An 18,382-nucleotide genomic window follows, 5' to 3' on the forward strand; every position below is an offset into this window, starting at 1 on the left:
AAGGAATTAGCGATTGTGTCTTAAGCTAACTCCGCAGGCCGAAGGCTGGCTATAGATTTTTACAAGATGTGAGTACTAGCGGTCGCCCGGAAACACATGGGTGCCTGGCCAGCGCCGCACGGAACGTTGGAAAAACAGGCTGTTGGGCACTTGCACCATCGCGCTGTCAGTCCCGGCCTCTGCGACCTCGACCAACGTGGTGTAGAGCAGGTTGATTGCTACCACACGGCCTTTCACACCCGGCTTGTCGACGGTATCCACCAGCTCGACGATGTCACCAATGCGGAACGGCCCGACCGTGAAGATCAAGATCGCGCACAGCAGGTTCGACAACACCGACCACATCGCGAAGAACGCCACGGCGGCAACCGCAACAAACCCCGACAACGCGGTCCACAGCACCGTGGCCGACACGCCCAGGCGACCCAGCACGAAGATCAGCGCACTGCCCATGATCAGCCAGCGCAGGCCGCCGCGCAGTGGCATCAACAGTTGCGGCGGGAACGGGTAGCGCTCACCCAGGCGAGTCAGGCCTTTGGCAACGAAACGCTGGGCGAGGTAAGCGCCCAGCAGGATCAGCAGGATTTGCACACCGATCCACACAGGCTCGACCCATTGCGTCGGGATCGGCAATTGCAACGCTTCCATCAGGACAGCGCCTCCAGCTCCGCTTGCAGGGTTTCGAGCAGTTCGAGGGCTTCCATCCAGGTTTCCTCCAATTGCCCTTCACGCACCTTGAGCTTGGCCTGTTCGGCCAGCAGGTCGCGCAACTCATCCTTGCGCGCAGCCTCGTACACCGCACTGTCGCCCAGGCTGGCTTCGATCTTGGCCAGGCGCTCGTGCAGCTTGCCCAGCTCGGCTTCCAGCTTGTCGGCTTCGCGCTTGTGCGGTGCCAACTGTTGGCGCAAGGCCGCAGCAGCCTGACGTTGAGCCTTCTTGTCGGTTTTGTCCGGGTTGATCGGCGTGTTGCTGACCGGTGCGTTGCGCAGACGGTAATCCGTCAGCCAGCGTGCGTAGTCATCCAGGTCGCCGTCGAACTCGTCGACTTTGCCATCGGCCACCAGCAGGAAGTTGTCGGTGGTGCTCTTGAGCAAGTGGCGATCGTGAGACACCACCAGTACCGCACCACTGAATTCCTGCAGGGCCATGGTCAGCGCCAGGCGCATTTCCAGGTCAAGGTGGTTGGTGGGCTCATCGAGCAGCAGCAGGTTCGGACGGTCCCAGGCGATCAGCGCCAGCGCCAGGCGCGCCTTTTCACCACCGGAGAAGTTCAGCACCGGCTCATCGATGCGCGCGCCACGGAAGTCGAAACCACCGAGGAAGTCCCGCAGGGTCTGCTCGCGCTCGGTCGGTGCCAGGCGTTGCAGGTGCAGCAGCGGGCTGGCTTTGGAGTCCAGGGAGTCCAACTGATGCTGGGCGAAGTAGCCCACCACCAGGTTCTCACCACGGGTCAGGCGGCCGGCCAGGGGTTGCAGCTCACCTGAAAGGTTCTTGATCAGCGTCGACTTGCCCGCACCGTTAGGGCCGAGCAAACCGATGCGCGCACCTGGCGTGAGCTGCAGCTTGACCTTCTCCAGGATGGTTTTGTCGCCATAACCCAGGCGGGCATCCGAGAGGTCCAACAGGGGGCTGGAGATCTTCACCGATTCGCGGAATACAAAGTCGAACGGCGAATCGACGTGGGCCGCCGACAGTTCTTCCATGCGTTCCAGGGCTTTGATCCGGCTCTGGGCCTGACGGGCCTTGGTGGCCTGGGCCTTGAACCGGGCGATGTAGCTTTCCATGTGCGCACGTTGCGCTTGCTGCTTCTCGAACGCCTGCTGTTGCTGGGCCAGGCGCTCGGCACGGGCACGCTCGAACGCAGTGTAGCCGCCCCGGTAGAGGGTGATTTTCTTCTGTTCGACGTGGGCGATGTTGTCGACCACGGCGTCGAGGAAGTCCCGGTCGTGGGAAATCAGCAGCAAGGTGCCCTGGTAGCTCTTGAGGAAATCTTCCAGCCACAGGATCGCATCAAGGTCCAAGTGGTTGGTCGGCTCGTCGAGCAGCAAAAGGTCCGAGGGGCACATCAGCGCCTGGGCCAGATTGAGGCGCATGCGCCAGCCGCCGGAGAAGTCGGCGACCGGGCGGTCCATTTGCTCGTTGGTAAAGCCAAGGCCGGCAAGCATCTTGCGGGCGCGGGCATCGGCGGTGTAGCCGTCGGCGCTGTCGAGTTCCGAGTGCAGGCGGGCCTGGGCGGCGCCGTCCTGGGCTTTCTCGGCCTCGGCCAGGTCGTGTTGCACCTGGCGCAGACGCAGGTCGCCATCGAGCACGTAGTCGATCGCGATGCGGTCCAGGGTGTCGATCTCCTGGCGCATATGGGCGATGCGCCAGTCGGCCGGCAGCAGGCAATCCCCGGAATCCGGGGTCAGCTCACCCAGCAACAGGGCAAACAACGTGGATTTGCCGGCGCCGTTGGCACCGATCAGGCCGGCTTTGTGACCGGCGTGCAGGGTCAGCTCGGCGTCTTCGAGAAGACGTTGCGGGCCACGCTGTAATGTTAGGCTTTGAAGTCGGATCATAATGGCGGCGGAGTCTACCAGCTTCGTTGGCCAATGGCTTGGGTGTGAATATGTGTGCTGACCTGTGGAGCTTTGCCCTCTCGACTTACGCCCGTCCGGGTGTGGAGGCCGCGTGTCTGCGTTTGCAGGAACAAGGAGCGGATGTGTGCCTGCTGCTGTGTGGGGCGTGGCTGGAACATCGCGGGGCGGCGCTGACCTGCGAGCGCGTGCAGGCATTGAAACAGATCGCCGGACCCTGGCAGGCACACGTCATCGACCCGTTGCGAAAGGTGCGCGTGCAATGGCGGGTGTTGGCGCAGCGGGATGAACAGCTGTCGGCGTTACGGGAGCGGGTCAAGGCCCTGGAGTTGGAAGCGGAACGCGAGCTGCTGTCACGCCTGGAAGCGCTGGCAAAGACATGGTCGAACACAGAAGTGATGGAGCATCAGAAATGGTTGGAAGGACTGGTGGCTGAGGCTGCCACCAACCTTGACCACGACGCGCTGCAACACTTGCGCGTCGTGGCCACCGGCACTTAGGAAGCGCTGGTTGGAGTGGTGCTTGGTGCTGCCGGTGCAGGGGTGCTGCTGGCCGGGGCGCTTGGAGCGGTGGAGGCAGCCGAAGTAGCCGCAGGTGTTGCTGGCTTGGCGGGTGCTGGCTTGGCGGCTGGTTTGGCAGCGACGGTTTTGGCAGCTGGCTTGACGGCTGGTTTTGCAGCAGCAGTTTTAGCAGCTGGCTTGGCGGCTGGTTTTGCAGCAGCGGTTTTAGCAGCTGGCTTGGCGGCTGGTTTTGCAGCAGCGGTTTTAGCAGCTGGCTTGGCGGCCGGTTTTGCAGCAGCAGTCTTGGCAACTGGCTTGGCGGCTGGTTTTGCAGCAGCAGTCTTGGCAGCTGGCTTGGCGGCCGGTTTTGCAACAGCAGTTTTAGCAGCCGGTTTGGCGGCCGGTTTTGCAGCGGCAGTCTTGGCAACTGGCTTGGCGGCTGGTTTTGCAGCAACGGTTTTAGCAGCTGGTTTGGCGGCTGGTTTTGCAGCAGCAGTCTTGGCAACTGGCTTGGCGGCTGGTTTTGCAGCAGCGGTTTTAGCAGCTGGTTTGGCGGCTGGTTTTGCAGCGGCAGTCTTGGCAACTGGCTTGGCGGCTGGCTTTGCAGCAGCGGTTTTAGCAGTTGGCTTGGCGATCGCTTTAGCAGGTGCGCGCGCGCCCAGTGCCTTCGCTACAGCTTCTTTCACACGACCGACGCCCTGGGCCAGTTTCAGGCTTTCCTGAGCATCTTTCTTGAGCTGGGAAATGTAGGCGCGGGTTTCAGCCTGGCGATCCTTGAGGGCGTCCAGCAGGTCCTCAAGTTCTTTGACAGCGTCTTTGGCTTTGGCTTGTGCCTTGGCCTTGCCGGCAGTAGCGGCGCCCTGCAGTTTGGTGCGGGATTTGTGCAGTTTTTCTTGCGCCTTACCGCGTTGTTTTTCCAATTTGGCGAGCAGTTTTTCTGCATCGGCCAACGCTTGGGAGCACGCGCTTTCCAGATGTTCGAGCAGGCTGCTCGACAGTTGTTGGAGTAAGTGCAACGGGGTATTAACAGGCTTCTGTTTGGCCGACATGGTTTACCTCCTGGCTGACGTGGGTGCGGCTCATACTAGCCCTCTGCTCTTACCGCCGCTAGGGCATGTTGACAGTATCGTTTGCCATGCGTTGCACGGTACGAAAATTCTTATTGATATAACGAAAATACGCGGCACTTTTTACCCATTCACACTGGCATAATCCGTCGCACTTCAGGCGGGAGAATGCCCATGTCGCGTTACCTTTTTCTTGTGCTGGGCTTGGCAATTTCCGTGGCCAATGCGAGCGAGCAATCACCTGCCAAAACGGCAGACCAAGACCAGCACGACCTTGCCTACAGCCTTGGCGCCAGCCTCGGTGAACGCCTGCGTCAGGAAGTACCGGACCTGCAGATCCAGGCCTTGATCGACGGCCTCAAGCAAGCCTATCAAGGCAAGCCGCTGGCGCTGGATAATGCACGCATCGAACAGATTCTTGCCCTGCATGAAGCGCAGGCCGAAGCCGACGCTCACGCCCCCAAAAGCGAAAAAGCCCTTGCCGCTGAACAGCAGTTTCTGGCCAAGGAAAAAACCGCGAAAGGGGTGCGCGAATTGGCCGCTGGAATCCTGCTCACCGAACTGGCACCTGGCAGCGGTAGCAAGCCCGGCGCGAATGATCAGGTTCAAGTGAAATACGTGGGCCGCTTGCCCGATGGCACGGTCTTCGATCAGAGCACACAGCCCCAGTGGTTTCGCCTGGACAGCGTTATCGACGGCTGGAGCAGCGCGTTGCAACAGATGCCCGTGGGAGCGAAATGGCGCCTGGTGATTCCATCCGCCCAAGCCTATGGCGCCGACGGTGCAGGTGAGTTGATCCCGCCTTACACGCCATTGGTATTCGAGATCGAATTGTTCGGCACTCGCCACTGACCCAATAAAAAACGGTGCGCCATGCGCACCGTTTTTCCAACTGCCGTTGAGGATCAAGCCTGAGTGGCTGACTCTTCCTTGTGGGCGTTGTGCAGCACTTCGATCAGGCAGTCTTCCAGTTCGAAACGCTCGTGAAGCAGACCACCAAGCTCCTTGAACTTTTCAGCAACACACTTGCCTTCATCGCACAGATCGTTGAAGGCCAGCAGCTTCTCGGTGATCACATCAATACGCGGGTAAATGGTCTCGGCCAACTCCAAGCCACGCTTGTTGTTGAAGGCTTTCGCTTCGCCGGTCAGTTGCTCGTAGATCTCAAAATGGCCTGCTGAAACGTAGTCCACCAAAGTCCCACAGAACTCTCGCAATGATTTGTGATTTTCTGCCAGAGCCTCAGGCTTGGCGCCAAGCGCATCAAAGGAGCGAACCAGTTCGTGACGTGCCTTCAGCCAGCTGTCGATCAGCTTGTGCACCCCACCCCAGCGTTCCTGAGCATTCTGACAACTTTCCAGCATGATGATCTCTCTTCCCTATAGGGGCGCTGCCGCCTGATGCCCACGCAAAACTTCAAGGATCAAGCTGCAGCGGGACAAAGCCGCATCTGACAAACAAACGGTTTTGATAACGCGTGCGGGCCAGATTATGCCCGCACGACTATGGCTTCAAGGTACGCAGGAGAGAAAGTTCATACAAGTGTTTAATCCCGCCCTACAAACCACGACCTCCATTCAGCGCTCTACCTGATGCAATGGACGGCTCAAAAACAGCCGAGAAAACTGTATGGCCCCAAGGGTCAACATGCCCAGGAAGAACAGCAGGCTCCACTCGGGAACGCTCAAGTCAAACAGCGTCCAGCTGATTTCCACACAATCGGCAGTGCCTTCAACCACCAATTTCAATGCCTGCCACATGGACAGATCTTGGACCATATGGCTCAGGCTGGGCCAGCAATGGGTCGCCTGATCCGGTGCGGCATTTTGCAGCAGCACCTGGCGCACTGCGGTGATGGCGCCCAACAACGCACACACCATGCTTGCCAGCCCATACAGGTAATAAGTGGAACGCCTGGGGTTATGGACAACCGCGACCAGATTGACGAGCAGGAATGCGGCCAGAAATACCCGTTGTATCTGGCACAGGAAGCACGGACGCAACGATGCACCGAACTCAAGATAGAAGGACGCGCCCAACGTCAGTGCGCCTGCGATGAACGCAATAAAAAACAAGGAGCGTGAAGGGGCCAAAGACATGCTTTATCCGCACCGCGAGAGATAGGTGGTTACGGTAGAGGAAAGGCCTGACCGCTTTCAATACGCGATAGAGCGGACAATTCTGTGAGGGCCTAGGGACATCCCGCAAAAGGATGGAAGACTTCGAGCATCCAGGCGTAGGAGTTTGCAATAAAGCGCTCCAGAGCCTACATCCGCAGGACATGAAGGGTTAGCTCTCAGACGAATCCGAGCCAACCCTCTCTCCTTTCCTACATCAAACGCGGGCGGCAACTGGCAGTGGAGACGCCAGCAAGCGGTTATCCAACAAGCCCAGACCTTCCTGAAACAGTTGATTGCTGCGCTCGGTATCACCCAGCTGGGCCAACAACCGCGCCAGCTCGGCACACGCCTCCGGATTGCGCTGCACGTGCAGGCTGCTTTCCAGATAGTCCCGCGCCTTGCCCCAAAGGCTGTTTTGCAGGCACAGACGCCCCAATGTCAGCAGCAGGCTGGCATCACCTGGGTGATCCTTGAGCCACCCCTCGGCAAACTTCAATTGCCGGGCCGGATCACTGCCACGCAGCAGGCCGTAGAGACGAATCAGGTGGCTGTCGTAATCACGCTTGATAGCACTGCGCAACGCCTCCTCCGCCTTGGCATCGGCGCCCAGCTGGCGCAGTTGCTCGGCGTAGGCCAGAACCAACTGCGGCTCCTGGCGCTGGGCCGAAGTGAGTTGTTGCCAGGCCCGTTCAAGGGACTGCAAACCCGCTTCGCCCTGTTCTTCGCGCTGGGCTGCCAGACTCAGGTTCTCACCCCAGGCACGGCGCTCCAGCTCGGCCAGTTCGCTGGCAGGCAGCACTTTGTCCTTGCGCAGTTCCGGCAACAGTCGGATTACCGACGACCAGTCGCCTCGTTGCTGGTGCAGGCGCTGCAATTGGCGCAGCACCTGGGCGTTATGGGGATGACGCTCGTGCATGGCCTGCAAAGTGATCAGCGCACCATCAGTATCACCACGGTCCAATTGCAATTGCGCATGGCTCAAAGCGACCGCCAGTTCTGCTTGGGGCTGACGCTCCAGCGCACGCTCCAGCAACACGTCGGACTCTTCATAACGCCCCAGCTCATTCGCCGCCCGGGCAGCGCCGAGGTAGTAAAGCAGCGGTTGGCGCTCAGCTTCGGCGGCACGGTGCAGATGCCGCTCAGCGCTGGCCCAGCGGCCTTCGGCAAGGTCCATCTGACCCTGCTCGATAGCGATCTGCACACGGCGACTGCGGTTACGCCGAGACCATGGGTTGACCACGCCACCGGAGGTGGTCACCAGGCTCAGCAACACGCGGATCAGGTAGATGGCGAGGCCGATGGCAAACACGGCCACCACGGTCGCCCATAAGCTCGACTCGTAATGCAGCACATGAGGGTAGGTAATCAGCACGTAGCCGGTGTGTTTCGAAATGCCCACAGCGAGTGCCAGGGCGATCGCAATCGCCAGCACCAGGATCACATAGAAACGCTTCATCGGGTCTACTCCTGCTTCGCCGACGAGGCCGCCGGGTTGCCAGCCGCCGCCTTGGCTTCATCAGCAGACAGATGACGACGTTCAAGGTACGCCTGCACTGCGGCCAGGCTCGCCGCCAGATCCGGTGTCACCACCGACACGGCTTTGGGCTCAAGTTCGGCGATACGCGCCAGCATCGCTTTGCTTTGCGGGTTGTCCTGGTTGAAGTTGTCCTGCAACACGCTGCGCGCTTCGCCCAGCGATCGGCTGTACACCGCCGACTCGCCATTGAGCGCCGCCCATTGGGCTTGCTCCAACGCCAGGCTCAGGGCCAGGCGAACTTGGTTCAAGCCCTGGCCGGCAAGCAGTGGCCGGACGTTGTCGTCGGGGTTGAAGTCGATGCGGAAGTAGCGGGAAATCTGTTCCCACCACTGGCTCCAGCGGTTATCCGTATCCGTGCTTGGACGCCCCTGGGAAGCGGGCTCGGTGAGCTGATATTCGGGGGCAATGGCCGCCAGCTGAACAACCTGGTCACGCAAGGCTGCCAATTGCAGGTACAACCCGGTACGGTCCGGCTGCTCGGTACTGCGCAACGCGGCCAGGCTCTTGGCTAATTGTTCACGGGCGGCGTAGGAACCTGGATCGCTTTGCTCACGAAGAATCTCATCGGCGCCCTGGACCAGCGCTTGGGCACTGTTGATATCTTGCAGGGCGGACAACCGCAGGCTCGCCAGACGGATCAAGTGCTCGGCCTCGGCGAGGCGCCAGTCCTTGCGGCTTGCCCCGAGCACGGTTTCCAGGCGCTGGTTCAGGCGCTGCTGATCACCTTGCAGCTGGGCGACCAGACGGCGGCGCTCTTCCAGCTCGTCCGCACCCGGCAACTGGGCAAGACGTGCAGCCAGTTGCTGCTGACTTTGCTTGAGGGATTGGGATTGGTCGTCCAGGGTCTGCACCTGACCCAACTGCTGCTGGCTGCTGGCTTGCAGGGCGCGGACCTGCCAGATCCCCCAGCCGCCGGCGGCGACGCCAGCGGCGCCAAGTAGCAGCGCGACAACTGCCAGGCCATTGCCACGGCGCGGCGTGGTGACCGGTGACTCAACCGGCGCATCGAGTGCGGGTTGGGTTTCATCTTTAGGCAAGGCTGTTTCGCTCACGTATCCGTCCTTTGCGTATCAGAGAGTGGGAACGGCATGACTCCGTAACGCCACTAACAAAGCCGCGGCACTCGCGCCGCGACAATCCACAACTTTTTCTGCGCCCGCAGCCCGCGCCATCTCGGCGACGCGTGGGCTGGGCACGAACAACGGCAGCTGTGCCACCTGTGGCCAATGGGAGCCGGCCAAGGCTTGCAGGTGCAAAAAACCCTGCCCACTGCTGACCACCAGCCCGTTCAAGCGTTCCAACTGGATACGTTGCACCAGCACACCGGCGTCATAGTCTGGAAGAAAACGGCGGTACAACTCCAGATAGTCGACACTAGCACCTTGCTCGCGCAAACGCTCCGCCAGCAGCTCTCGTCCGCCCTCGCCCCGCAGGATCAACACCCGCGAACCAGGGCGTGCAGCAGCCTCGCGCAACGCCGGCAGCTGAAGCAAGGCCTCGCTGTCGTCGCCGGTTTGGGGATAGTGAACGTTCAGGCCATGATCGGCCAGTACCTGCGCTGTTGCCGCGCCGACGCTGAACCAAGGCATTGGCGGCGCGGGACGAAAAGCCAATTGCTGCACGGCTAGGCGCGCAGCGGGCTTGCTCACCACGATCACCGCGCAATAGCGATCCAGGTCGCGCCATACAGCCAACTGTCCGGGCGTGATGGGTAAAGGCTCAGTGTCGAGCAAGGGCAAGCTGCTGCTGAAAATGCCGGCTTCAGACAACGACGCCGCCAGGGCTGTCGACTCCTCGGCAGGCCGCGTCAGCAGCACTCGCCATCCGCTCACTGCGGGCCGGCCTCACCGTAGACTTTTTGCAGGATGGCACCGGCGCCTTTATCCAGCAGTTCTTCAGCGACCTGGATGCCCAGGGCCGTGGCATCACGCTGCGGCCCGCGCACCTCTGCCGTCAGCAAGGTGCCGCCGTCGGGGTCGCCGACCAAGCCACGCAGCCACAGGTTTTCACCTTCAAGCACGGCGTAGCAGGCGATGGGCACCTGGCAGCCGCCATTGAGGTGTTTGTTCAGGGCACGCTCGGCCGTGACGCGCACTTCGGTATCGTGGTGATCGAGAGGCTTGAGCAGCGCGTGGATTTCACGGTCGGCGGTGCGGCATTCGATGCCCACGGCGCCCTGCCCGCCAGCAGGCAAGCTGTCTTCGACGCTGATGGCCGAGGTGATACGGTCTTCGAAGCCCAGGCGGATCAGACCGGCAGCGGCGAGGATGATCGCGTCATATTCGCCGGCATCCAGCTTGGCCAGACGGGTGTTGACGTTGCCGCGCAAAAAACGGATCTGCAGGTCCGGGCGACGGGTCAGCAACTGGGCCTGGCGACGCAAGCTGGAGGTGCCGACGATACTACCCAGCGGCAGCTCATCCAGGGACGCATAGGTGTTGGAAACGAAGGCATCACGCGGGTCTTCGCGCTCGCAGATACAAAAAAGGCCCAGGCCTTCGGGGAAGTCCATGGGCACGTCTTTCATCGAATGCACTGCAATGTCGGCTTCGTTTTCCAGCAGCGCCGTCTCCAGCTCCTTGACGAACAGGCCCTTGCCACCGATCTTCGACAGCGGCGAGTCGAGCAGCTTGTCGCCGCGACTGACCATGGGCACCAGGGACACCGCGAGGCCGGGATGGGCCTGCTCAAGGCGTGCTTTGACGTATTCGGCCTGCCATAGGGCCAGGGCACTTTTACGGGTGGCGATGCGGATTTCGCGAGAGGACATGGATCAATCCGTACTGGGTAGATACGGCAGATAATAACAGCTCAGGCAAACGCGCTTTGATTTGAATCAGCAAGTGCGGGGCCTCCCTGGCCACGTCGCACCGGGATAAGGAATGCAGACCTCGCTGGAGCCCTCGGACTAAAGCTGCTGCATCATTTTGCGCACGCCGGCGACATGGCGTCGGCTGACAATCAACGCATCGCCGTTAAGCCCTTTGAGAAACAACTGGAAGTGCCCAAGGGGTGTGCGTTGCAGGCGCTCGATGCGCTCGCGGGCCACCAGTGCGTTGCGGTGGATACGCACGAAGCGGTCACCGAACTCATCCTCAAGGGCCTTGAGCGGCTCATCGAGCAACACTTCGCCGGCCTCATGTCGCAGGGTCACGTACTTGTGATCGGCAATGAAGTAAACCACCTGGCTCAGCGGAATCAGCTCAATGCCTTTGCGTGTACGTGCGCTGATGTGGCTGCGCGGCCCGTTACCACTTTGGGCGGCAGGCTGGGTCAAGGCGGCCAGTTGAGCGCGGTTGGGGCGCTCGGCTTTCTTCAGGGCCTTGAGCAAGGCGTCGCCAGTCACTGGCTTGATCACAAAGCTGACGCCACTGGCTTCCAGTGTCTGTTCGGCAAACTCTTCCTGCGCGGCGCACAACACCACGGCAGGCGGCGATTCCCGCTCGCTCAGCCGGGCGGCAACTTGCAGGCCATCGAGGCCCGGCATGCGGATATCGAGCAACACCAGGTCCGGCTTGAGGCTGTCGATCAGCGTCAACGCCTCCTCCCCGTTGGAGGCACTCGGCTCAAGGACTGTATAACCCTCAAGCTCACTGACCAAGCGGGTCAGTCGCTCGCGGGCTTGGGGTTCGTCATCAACGATCAGGACATTCATATAGCGCTGGATTCCTGCGTGAGTCTCGCACAAGGATAACGTAGACAGGTGCGGTGACTTGCGTCACAGCGATCCACGCTAAGACTAGCGCGAGCGGCAAAAAGTGCCCCGACAGCGGCACCCATATTTACCCGGACCTGTTCAATAGCGCCCAAAACCTGCTGCCATCGGGCATCGTCGTAGGGTTTGCTGATACACAATCCGAATACCCCCCTTTTAAATGGATAGTCAGGCTCTGACCGCAATACCCGACTTTGGTGCATTCACACACTATCAGTCCAACTGTAGACGCTCACTGGAACGATATTGCTCAATCGTCAAATATCGTTTCAATAAACACCTGCCTCCAGTCTCTTCCCGGACGCGGTCGGCGGCAAGGCACTTAGCCATCCTTTGCACAAATAAAAATGCCGACGACCCGCAGCACCGCCTCCACGGGCAACCCTGTTATTATCGCCGGCAGACTTCCACGCCTCTTTATTAAGCAGACCACGAGCGAATCCATGAGCACCGACAAGACCAACCAGTCCTGGGGCGGCCGCTTCAGTGAACCCGTCGACGCCTTCGTCGCCCGCTTCACCGCCTCCGTCACCTTCGACCAGCGCCTGTACCGCCACGACATCATGGGCTCCATCGCCCACGCGACGATGCTGGCCAAAGTCGGTGTACTGACCGACGCCGAACGCGACAGCATCATCGACGGCCTGACCACCATCCGCGGTGAGATCGAGGCCGGTACGTTCGACTGGCGCGTCGACCTGGAAGACGTGCACATGAATATCGAGGCCCGCCTCACCGACCGTATCGGTGTGACCGGCAAGAAGCTGCACACCGGTCGTAGCCGTAACGACCAGGTGGCCACGGATATCCGCCTGTGGCTGCGCGACGAAATCGATCTGATCCTGTCCGAAATTACTCGCCTGCAAAAAGGTCTGCTGGAGCAGGCCGAGCGCGAGTCGGACACCATCATGCCCGGCTTCACTCACCTGCAAACCGCCCAGCCTGTGACGTTCGGCCACCACCTGCTGGCCTGGTTCGAAATGCTCAGCCGCGACTACGAGCGCCTGGTGGATTGCCGCAAGCGCGCCAACCGCATGCCGTTGGGCAGCGCCGCGCTGGCCGGCACCACTTACCCGATCGACCGTGAGTACACCGCGCAATTGCTGGGCTTCGACGCCGTAGGGGGCAACTCCCTGGATGGCGTGTCGGACCGTGACTTCGCCATCGAATTCTGCGCCGCCGCCAGCATCGCGATGATGCATCTGTCGCGCTTCTCCGAAGAGCTGGTGCTGTGGACCAGCGCGCAATTCCAGTTCATCGACCTGCCGGACCGTTTCTGCACCGGCAGTTCGATCATGCCGCAAAAGAAAAACCCCGACGTGCCAGAGCTGGTACGTGGCAAGAGCGGCCGTGTGTTCGGCGCGCTGATGGGCTTGCTGACCCTGATGAAAGGCCAGCCGCTGGCCTATAACAAAGACAACCAGGAAGACAAGGAGCCGCTGTTCGACGCAGCCGACACCCTGCGCGACTCGCTGCGTGCCTTTGCCGACATGATCCCGGCGATCAAGCCAAAACACGCGATCATGCGCGAAGCGGCCTTGCGTGGGTTCTCCACCGCGACTGACCTGGCGGACTACCTGGTGCGCCGTGGCCTGCCGTTCCGTGACTGCCACGAAATCGTCGGCCATGCCGTGAAATACGGCGTGGACACCGGCAAGGACCTGGCGGAAATGAGCCTGGAAGAATTGCGCACATTCAGCGACCAGATCGAACAGGACGTGTTTGCCGTGCTGACTCTGGAAGGCTCGGTGAATGCCCGTAACCACGTCGGCGGCACTGCGCCGGCGCAGGTGAAGGCAGCTGTGTTGCGCGGCCAGGAATTGCTCGCCAGCCGCTAAAAGTATCGCAGGCAAGCCAGCTCCCACAGGAAATCGCATTCCAATGTGGGAGCCGGGCTTGCCCGTGATAGCGTCCTGCCAGACGCCAAAATCTATTTCTTGGCCGCGATCATCGCCATAAACGCCGGCATCGCCGCCTCTCTGTCCGCCGCCACTTTCTGAGCATTGGGCATGGCGTGCAACTTTTCCAGCAACGCCTTCGCCTTCGGCATCTCAGCCAGCAAGTCCAGGCCAAACAGCTTTTCGCCCACGCCACAGGCGAGGTTCACGCTGTACATGAAATACAGGTCTGCAAGCGTAAAGCTCTCCCCCGCCACATAAGGCGCAAATTTGCCGTGCCTGCCTAAAGCACCGATCCCCAGCAGCAACTCCGCTTTGGATTTCTCCTTGATCGCCTCCGGCACCGGCATGCCGAAGAACGCTTCGGCAAAACACGCGCGGGCAGGCAGCTCGATGTACAGCTCGATTTCACGGCACAGCGCAAGCACCTGGGCGCGCTGGAATGGCTCGGCTGGCAACAGCGACGGACCTTCCTGGGTTTGCTCGATGTATTCGAGGATCACACTGGTTTCGTTGATAAACCCCTGCTTCACGCCCAGCGCCGGCACCTTGCCACGCGGGCTGATTGCCAAGGCTTGCGGGGTCTGGCCAGCGTAGAAAGGCACCTCTTCAAATAGCAGCCCTTTCTCCAGCAGCGCCAGTTTCACCATGTTGTAGTAGTTACTGACCGAAAATCCGTAAAGCTTGAGCATCGCAAAGCCTCCAGGCCGTGTGCGGGGTTGGCTGCAGGAGTTATAGATCCTGGGGCGCGGCCTGACCAGCAGCATCACCTGCCTGAATGGGGGTAGACTGGCGCCCTTTCCTTGAGGAGCCTGCCATGAGCGAGCCGACCGATATCGACAACGACGAAGAAGAATTCACCGAAGAGACCCTGATCGAAGCAATCGAGAACCAGATCGAAAGCGACAACCCGCCTGCCGCCAAAGCTACCTTCAACAAGTTGACGTTGGTGGGTTATGAGCGTGAAGAGATCCTGAATCTCATGGCCCACGTGCTCGCATTCGAGATTGACGCAATGCTGGAAGAAGACCGCGCCTTCAATACCGAGTGGTATGAAACCGCGCTGCGGGCGTTGCCTGAGTTGCCGCCGGAAAAGGAATAACCCCGGCACACCGCAACACGCTGGACAGTTCGGCAAAGTGCGTTCACCTTATGGTCTGCTAGCCTCTAATAAATTTTAGAAAGTCTGGAGTCCTTATGTCGTATACCCCTGAGTTGGTTGCCGAACTGGAAATCCTTGTACTCTTTCCCTTGGACAGCACCAAGGAAGGTCTGAAAGTCCACCAGACCGCCGCTGCCACTGCTATCGCCGCTGCCAAGCGACTCCATGCAAAAGGACTGATCGACCAGCCGGACGGAGGCTACCTCACCAGCCTTGGCCGGGACGCTGCGGAGCAGGCCCAAACCCTGCTGACCATTTTGACCACTGCCAACACCAAAGAAGCCGCCTGATACCGACTACCGCCCATGGAGTCCGCCCATTGCGGATTCCGAGGGCTTTGCTGTGCACGTGAGAAAATTCTGGCATCAAACGCTGCTTTCCCTCTAAAACTCCTACGCCACTGACTGTAAACTCCTACACGGCCGCCCACGTCGGGCTCTGCGAGCCACGAGTTCGACATGACCCGCACCCATGAAATCCGCCCGGACCTGGACGAAGGCATCGACCGCAAGGTGCTGGCCCAACTGCGCGCGCGCTTCATGGCCCTCAACGAAGGCCGCATGGCCCGTGCAGTCGAAGGTCTGACGCCGCGCCAACAAAGCGTGTTGACCCTGCTGCCGCTGTTTTTCCACGTCAATCATCCGCTGTTGCCCGGCTATGTATCGGGCAGCACGCCGGCCGGGCTGTCGAACTTCGAACCTGACGCCCAGGCCCTGGCCGAAGCCCAACGCCTGACCCGCTCGTTCTCTTACAAGCCGCGGCCGGTCAATCAGCCCAAGCCGATCCATGGCCTGTTCCTGATGGGCAGCCTTGGCACCCTGGCCCAGGCGGATCAGAGCGACATGGACGTGTGGGTCTGCCACGCTCCCGACCTGAGCGAAAACGAGCAGGCCGAACTGCGCAAGAAATGCCAGATGCTGGAAGCCTGGGCCCTGACCATGGGCGCCGAGGCGCACTTCTTTCTGATCGAGCCGACGCGCTTTGTGCTCGGTGAACGCGACACCCAGCTGAGCTCCGACGACTGCGGCACCACCCAGCATTATCTGCTGCTGGACGAGTTTTACCGCACCGCCATCTGGCTGGCCGGGCGCACGCCGATCTGGTGGCTGGTGCCGGTATACGAAGAAACCCGTTACGCCGAATTCACCCATACGCTGCTTTCCAAGCGGTTTATTCGCGCCGATGAAACCCTCGACCTGGGCCACCTCGCGCATATTCCCCCCGGCGAATTCATTGGCGCGGGGCTGTGGCAACTGTTCAAAGGCATCGAGTCGCCTTACAAATCGGTGCTCAAGCTGCTGCTGACTGAGGTCTACGCGAGCGAGCACCCGAACGTGCACTGCCTGAGCCTGCGCTTCAAGCGCGCGGTGTTCGCCAACCAGATGGACCTGGATGAGCTGGACCCGTACATCGTGGTGTACCGCCGCATCGAGGAATACCTCCAGGCCCGCAACGAGCCGGAACGCCTGGAGCTGGTGCGCCGTGCGCTGTACCTGAAGGTCAATCGCAAACTCACCGCCGGCCAACGCAGCACCAGTTGGCAGCGACTGTTGCTGGAGCGCCTCGCCCACGAGTGGGGCTGGGACCAGCGTCAACTGGCCCTGCTGGACAGCCGCAGCCAATGGAAAGTGCGCCAGGTGGCGTCAGAGCGTCGTGCGCTGGTCAGCGAGCTGAACTACAGCTATCGCTTCCTGACCCAGTTTGCCCGTACCGAACAGACCGTCAGCCTGATCAACAAGCGCGATCTCAATGTGCTGGGCCGGCGCCTGTACGCCGCCTTCGAGCGCAAGGCCGGCAAGGTCGAGTTCATCAACCCCGGCATCGCCCCGGACCTGGCCGAAGACACCCTGACCCTGGTGCAGTCGCCCAACCGCAAGGAACCGGGCCAGCACCATTGGGGCCTGTACAACGGCAACCTCACCGCGCTGGAATGGGAGCACTTCGCGCCGATCAAGCGCAGCCGCGACCTGCTGGAGATGCTCACCTGGTGCCATCGCAATGGCGTGATCGACAGCAGCACGCGCCTGGCGCTGCACCCCGGCACCAGCGACATGACCGAATTCGAGCTGTTCAACCTGCTGGGCAGCCTGCAGCAGACCGTCGCCCTGCCCCTGACCAGCGTCGATGAAATCAGCCTGCTGCGCTCGGCGGTGCCCGAGGAGGTGTTGCTGCTGATCAACGTCGGCGTCGACCCGCTCAAGCATCACCGCGACCTGAATATCCTGATGACCACCGAGCGCACCGATTCCCTGAGCTATGCCGGGGTGCGCGATAACCTGGTGCTGACCCTGGACCAGGTCACGCTCAACAGCTGGAACGAGGTAATGGTCAGCCGTTACGACGGCCCGCACGCCTTGCTCGACTGCCTGCGCGACTACCTCAACCAACTGCCGCCGGACCACCTGCCACGGCTGCGGGTGCGCTGCTTCTGTCACAACCGTGCGCAATTCATTGCCCAGCGCGTGGAAGAAATCTTCGACACCGCGCAGAACCTGCTGCTGGGTCAGTCCAATCACCGGTACTTGCTGCAAGTCCAGCAGCACTACCACGTGATGGAGTTGACGCCGGGCCAGGCCACCCACGTGTCACTGGCAACCCAGGACGCGCTGATCGCCTACCTCAGTGAAGAGCTGGCCAGCTACAGCCCATTGCATCTGGATTCCATGGCGCTGGAAGACCACGACTTGGCGCTGCTGTTGCCCATGGGCATGGCCGATTGCGTGCAGGTGTTCTATCGGGTCAATGAAGGTTTCGCCGAGCTGTATGTGCTGGATGAGTTCAACGCACTGTGGCAACAGCGCCTGCCGTTTCATGATGAGCAGAGCCTGTTGGCGCCGTTGCAGCGCTTCCTGCAATCAATCATCTATCGTCGCGAGGCGTTGTCGCCGCTGGACACGCAACAGCCGCTGGGCGCGGCGCAGACCTTGTATTACCAATTATTGCCGTCAGGCAACGGCCGCGCACGCGGCATCGAGCCCCGCCCGACGCCGCACAACCCGACGAACAAACCGTTTTACGACGTGCAGGCGATTATCGGCAAGGCAGCACCCGGCCAGGTGGGCATCACGCTGTACTGTAATCAACGGGAGTTTTGCGAATTGGAGTTCGGCGACCAGCTATTTGCCGTGGTCGCCCAGGAGATCGTCGGGCAGCGCCGGGAAACCGAACGCTACCGCTGCTACATCACCGACCTTGATCTATCGGGCCTGCTCGGCGATGTGCAGAGCCCGAGCAACCTTTACCTGCGTTACAAGGCCGAGCTGGAGCTGTCGCTGAATGCGGCGCTGAGCCAGATTTAAAGCGGGAACGCTCCGCCATCCTTGGGTTGGCCTTCAACGCTGAGCAATTCAAGCTTCAGCGTCTTGCCGCCCGGCGCAGGCCAGTCGATGTGCTGGCCCACTTGCAGGCCGAGCAATGCACTGCCCACTGGCGCCAGGACCGAGATTTTGCCTTCATCGGCATTGGCGTCTTTCGGGTAGACCAGGGTCAGGTGGTAGTCCTTGCCGCTGCCTTGCTCACGGCAATGCACGCTGGAGTTCATGGTCACGACACCCGCAGGCACTTCATCGTGACCGACCACGTCTTCGGCGCGGTCGAGTTCGGCTTGCAACGCTTCGACGCCGGGAGTTGCGTCGCCCAAGCGGTCGATCAATTGCTCCAGGCGCTGCACGTCAAGACGGGTGAGGATGATGGACGGTGCGGTGGTCATGATTCAGGCAGACTCCTTTTTTCTGCACAAAAAAGCAAAACCCCGCCAAAAAAAGGCGGGGTTCTCACGGGCCTCGGTGAGTTGAGGCGTACCCGGAC

18 protein-coding genes and 1 pseudogene are annotated in these 18,382 nt (G+C 60.9%); 6 read left to right on the forward strand and 13 right to left on the reverse strand.

Annotated elements, in window-relative coordinates:
• Positions 1-75: 75 nt before the first annotated feature.
• Together DNK50_RS02290 and DNK50_RS02295 are read right to left on the reverse strand one after the other, a co-directional pair.
• Positions 76-648 carry a mechanosensitive ion channel family protein gene (locus DNK50_RS02290; RefSeq protein WP_099585966.1) on the reverse strand — a complete coding sequence of 191 codons (573 nt, stop codon included), beginning with the start codon at positions 646-648 and terminating at the stop codon, positions 76-78.
• Positions 648-2,558, reverse strand: coding sequence for an ATP-binding cassette domain-containing protein (locus DNK50_RS02295; protein WP_112192734.1), 1,911 nt, complete (start codon positions 2,556-2,558; stop codon positions 648-650). Before DNK50_RS02295 ends, DNK50_RS02290 begins: the two co-directional genes overlap by 1 nt.
• 50 nt (positions 2,559-2,608) lie before the next feature.
• On the opposite strand from DNK50_RS02295, the gene DNK50_RS02300 reads away from it, so the two are divergent.
• Entirely contained in the window at positions 2,609-3,076 is a 468-nt protein-coding gene (locus DNK50_RS02300; RefSeq protein ID WP_112192735.1) for a TIGR02444 family protein, read from the forward strand.
• On the opposite strand, the gene DNK50_RS02305 is transcribed toward DNK50_RS02300, so the two are convergent.
• Positions 3,073-4,125, reverse strand: coding sequence for an AlgP family protein (locus DNK50_RS02305; protein WP_112192736.1), 1,053 nt, complete (start codon positions 4,123-4,125; stop codon positions 3,073-3,075). The genes DNK50_RS02300 and DNK50_RS02305 overlap by 4 nt on opposite strands.
• A 192-nt stretch (positions 4,126-4,317) precedes the next feature.
• Here DNK50_RS02305 and DNK50_RS02310 point away from each other — a divergent pair, with 192 nt between their 5' ends.
• Positions 4,318-4,995, forward strand: coding sequence for an FKBP-type peptidyl-prolyl cis-trans isomerase (locus tag DNK50_RS02310; protein ID WP_112192737.1), 678 nt, complete (start codon positions 4,318-4,320; stop codon positions 4,993-4,995).
• A 53-nt stretch (positions 4,996-5,048) separates the two neighbouring features.
• Here the strand turns inward: DNK50_RS02310 and rsd are convergent, their stop codons facing one another.
• From rsd to DNK50_RS29395, 8 genes and pseudogenes are all read right to left on the reverse strand, one after another.
• A complete protein-coding gene (rsd, locus tag DNK50_RS02315) occupies positions 5,049-5,507 on the reverse strand; it encodes a sigma D regulator (RefSeq protein ID WP_112192738.1) in 459 nt (152 codons plus the stop codon).
• Positions 5,508-5,720: 213 nt separating this feature from the next.
• Positions 5,721-6,242 carry a disulfide bond formation protein B gene (locus DNK50_RS02320; RefSeq protein WP_099585972.1) on the reverse strand — a complete coding sequence of 174 codons (522 nt, stop codon included), beginning with the start codon at positions 6,240-6,242 and terminating at the stop codon, positions 5,721-5,723.
• 235 nt (positions 6,243-6,477) lie between these two features.
• On the reverse strand, positions 6,478-7,719 hold the full coding sequence (locus DNK50_RS02325; RefSeq protein WP_112192739.1) for a heme biosynthesis protein HemY: 1,242 nt from the start codon (positions 7,717-7,719) through the stop codon (positions 6,478-6,480).
• A gap of 5 nt (positions 7,720-7,724) precedes the next feature.
• Positions 7,725-8,852, reverse strand: coding sequence for a uroporphyrinogen-III C-methyltransferase (locus DNK50_RS29055; RefSeq protein WP_256595463.1), 1,128 nt, complete (start codon positions 8,850-8,852; stop codon positions 7,725-7,727).
• 18 nt (positions 8,853-8,870) lie between these two features.
• Positions 8,871-9,632, reverse strand: a complete 762-nt coding sequence (locus DNK50_RS29060) for a uroporphyrinogen-III synthase (RefSeq protein WP_256595464.1) — start codon at positions 9,630-9,632, stop codon at positions 8,871-8,873.
• Entirely contained in the window at positions 9,629-10,570 is a 942-nt protein-coding gene (gene hemC / locus DNK50_RS02335; RefSeq protein ID WP_112192740.1) for a hydroxymethylbilane synthase, read from the reverse strand. Before hemC ends, DNK50_RS29060 begins: the two co-directional genes overlap by 4 nt.
• A 138-nt stretch (positions 10,571-10,708) precedes the next feature.
• Positions 10,709-11,455, reverse strand: a complete 747-nt coding sequence (locus DNK50_RS02340) for a LytTR family DNA-binding domain-containing protein (protein WP_099585975.1) — start codon at positions 11,453-11,455, stop codon at positions 10,709-10,711.
• Positions 11,452-11,568 (reverse strand): annotated as a pseudogene (locus DNK50_RS29395) (sensor histidine kinase); the annotation flags it as partial. The gene DNK50_RS02340 and the pseudogene DNK50_RS29395, both read right to left, overlap by 4 nt.
• A gap of 390 nt (positions 11,569-11,958) precedes the next feature.
• Here DNK50_RS29395 and argH point away from each other — a divergent pair.
• Positions 11,959-13,353 (forward strand): argininosuccinate lyase, encoded by a 1,395-nt coding sequence (argH, locus tag DNK50_RS02345; protein WP_112192741.1) that lies wholly within the window; start codon positions 11,959-11,961, stop codon positions 13,351-13,353.
• A gap of 92 nt (positions 13,354-13,445) precedes the next feature.
• Here argH and DNK50_RS02350 read toward each other — a convergent pair whose 3' ends face one another.
• The gene (locus DNK50_RS02350) at positions 13,446-14,105 is read right to left on the reverse strand and encodes a glutathione S-transferase family protein (RefSeq protein ID WP_099585977.1); all 660 of its coding nucleotides are present in this window, start codon (positions 14,103-14,105) and stop codon (positions 13,446-13,448) included.
• Between the two features lie 125 nt (positions 14,106-14,230).
• Between DNK50_RS02350 and DNK50_RS02355 the strand changes: the two genes are divergently transcribed.
• From DNK50_RS02355 to DNK50_RS02365, 3 genes are all read left to right on the forward strand, one after another.
• A complete protein-coding gene (locus DNK50_RS02355) occupies positions 14,231-14,515 on the forward strand; it encodes a hypothetical protein (RefSeq protein ID WP_099585978.1) in 285 nt (94 codons plus the stop codon).
• Positions 14,516-14,610: 95 nt separating this feature from the next.
• Positions 14,611-14,865 (forward strand): TIGR02647 family protein, encoded by a 255-nt coding sequence (locus DNK50_RS02360; protein ID WP_099585979.1) that lies wholly within the window; start codon positions 14,611-14,613, stop codon positions 14,863-14,865.
• 168 nt (positions 14,866-15,033) lie between these two features.
• Positions 15,034-17,874 (forward strand): class I adenylate cyclase, encoded by a 2,841-nt coding sequence (locus DNK50_RS02365; RefSeq protein ID WP_099585980.1) that lies wholly within the window; start codon positions 15,034-15,036, stop codon positions 17,872-17,874.
• Here DNK50_RS02365 and rnk read toward each other — a convergent pair.
• The gene (gene rnk, locus DNK50_RS02370; RefSeq protein ID WP_099585981.1) at positions 17,871-18,284 is read right to left on the reverse strand and encodes a nucleoside diphosphate kinase regulator; all 414 of its coding nucleotides are present in this window, start codon (positions 18,282-18,284) and stop codon (positions 17,871-17,873) included. The two genes, DNK50_RS02365 and rnk, sit on opposite strands and share 4 nt — an antisense overlap.
• Positions 18,285-18,382 lie beyond the last annotated feature (98 nt).

Source organism: Pseudomonas sp. LG1E9, assembly GCF_003290225.1.
Taxonomy (GTDB): domain Bacteria; phylum Pseudomonadota; class Gammaproteobacteria; order Pseudomonadales; family Pseudomonadaceae; genus Aquipseudomonas; species Aquipseudomonas cyclaminis.

Coding starts and splice junctions, on each gene's coding strand:
- DNK50_RS02290 (WP_099585966.1), bottom strand. CDS start 648: ATGGAAGCGTTGCAATTGCCGATCCCGACGCAATGGGTCGAGCCTGTG.
- DNK50_RS02295 (WP_112192734.1), bottom strand. CDS start 2,558: ATGATCCGACTTCAAAGCCTAACATTACAGCGTGGCCCGCAACGTCTT.
- DNK50_RS02300 (WP_112192735.1), top strand. CDS start 2,609: ATGTGTGCTGACCTGTGGAGCTTTGCCCTCTCGACTTACGCCCGTCCG.
- DNK50_RS02305 (WP_112192736.1), bottom strand. CDS start 4,125: ATGTCGGCCAAACAGAAGCCTGTTAATACCCCGTTGCACTTACTCCAA.
- DNK50_RS02310 (WP_112192737.1), top strand. CDS start 4,318: ATGTCGCGTTACCTTTTTCTTGTGCTGGGCTTGGCAATTTCCGTGGCC.
- rsd (WP_112192738.1), bottom strand. CDS start 5,507: ATGCTGGAAAGTTGTCAGAATGCTCAGGAACGCTGGGGTGGGGTGCAC.
- DNK50_RS02320 (WP_099585972.1), bottom strand. CDS start 6,242: ATGTCTTTGGCCCCTTCACGCTCCTTGTTTTTTATTGCGTTCATCGCA.
- DNK50_RS02325 (WP_112192739.1), bottom strand. CDS start 7,719: ATGAAGCGTTTCTATGTGATCCTGGTGCTGGCGATTGCGATCGCCCTG.
- hemC (WP_112192740.1), bottom strand. CDS start 10,570: ATGTCCTCTCGCGAAATCCGCATCGCCACCCGTAAAAGTGCCCTGGCC.
- DNK50_RS02340 (WP_099585975.1), bottom strand. CDS start 11,455: ATGAATGTCCTGATCGTTGATGACGAACCCCAAGCCCGCGAGCGACTG.
- argH (WP_112192741.1), top strand. CDS start 11,959: ATGAGCACCGACAAGACCAACCAGTCCTGGGGCGGCCGCTTCAGTGAA.
- DNK50_RS02350 (WP_099585977.1), bottom strand. CDS start 14,105: ATGCTCAAGCTTTACGGATTTTCGGTCAGTAACTACTACAACATGGTG.
- DNK50_RS02355 (WP_099585978.1), top strand. CDS start 14,231: ATGAGCGAGCCGACCGATATCGACAACGACGAAGAAGAATTCACCGAA.
- DNK50_RS02360 (WP_099585979.1), top strand. CDS start 14,611: ATGTCGTATACCCCTGAGTTGGTTGCCGAACTGGAAATCCTTGTACTC.
- DNK50_RS02365 (WP_099585980.1), top strand. CDS start 15,034: ATGACCCGCACCCATGAAATCCGCCCGGACCTGGACGAAGGCATCGAC.
- rnk (WP_099585981.1), bottom strand. CDS start 18,284: ATGACCACCGCACCGTCCATCATCCTCACCCGTCTTGACGTGCAGCGC.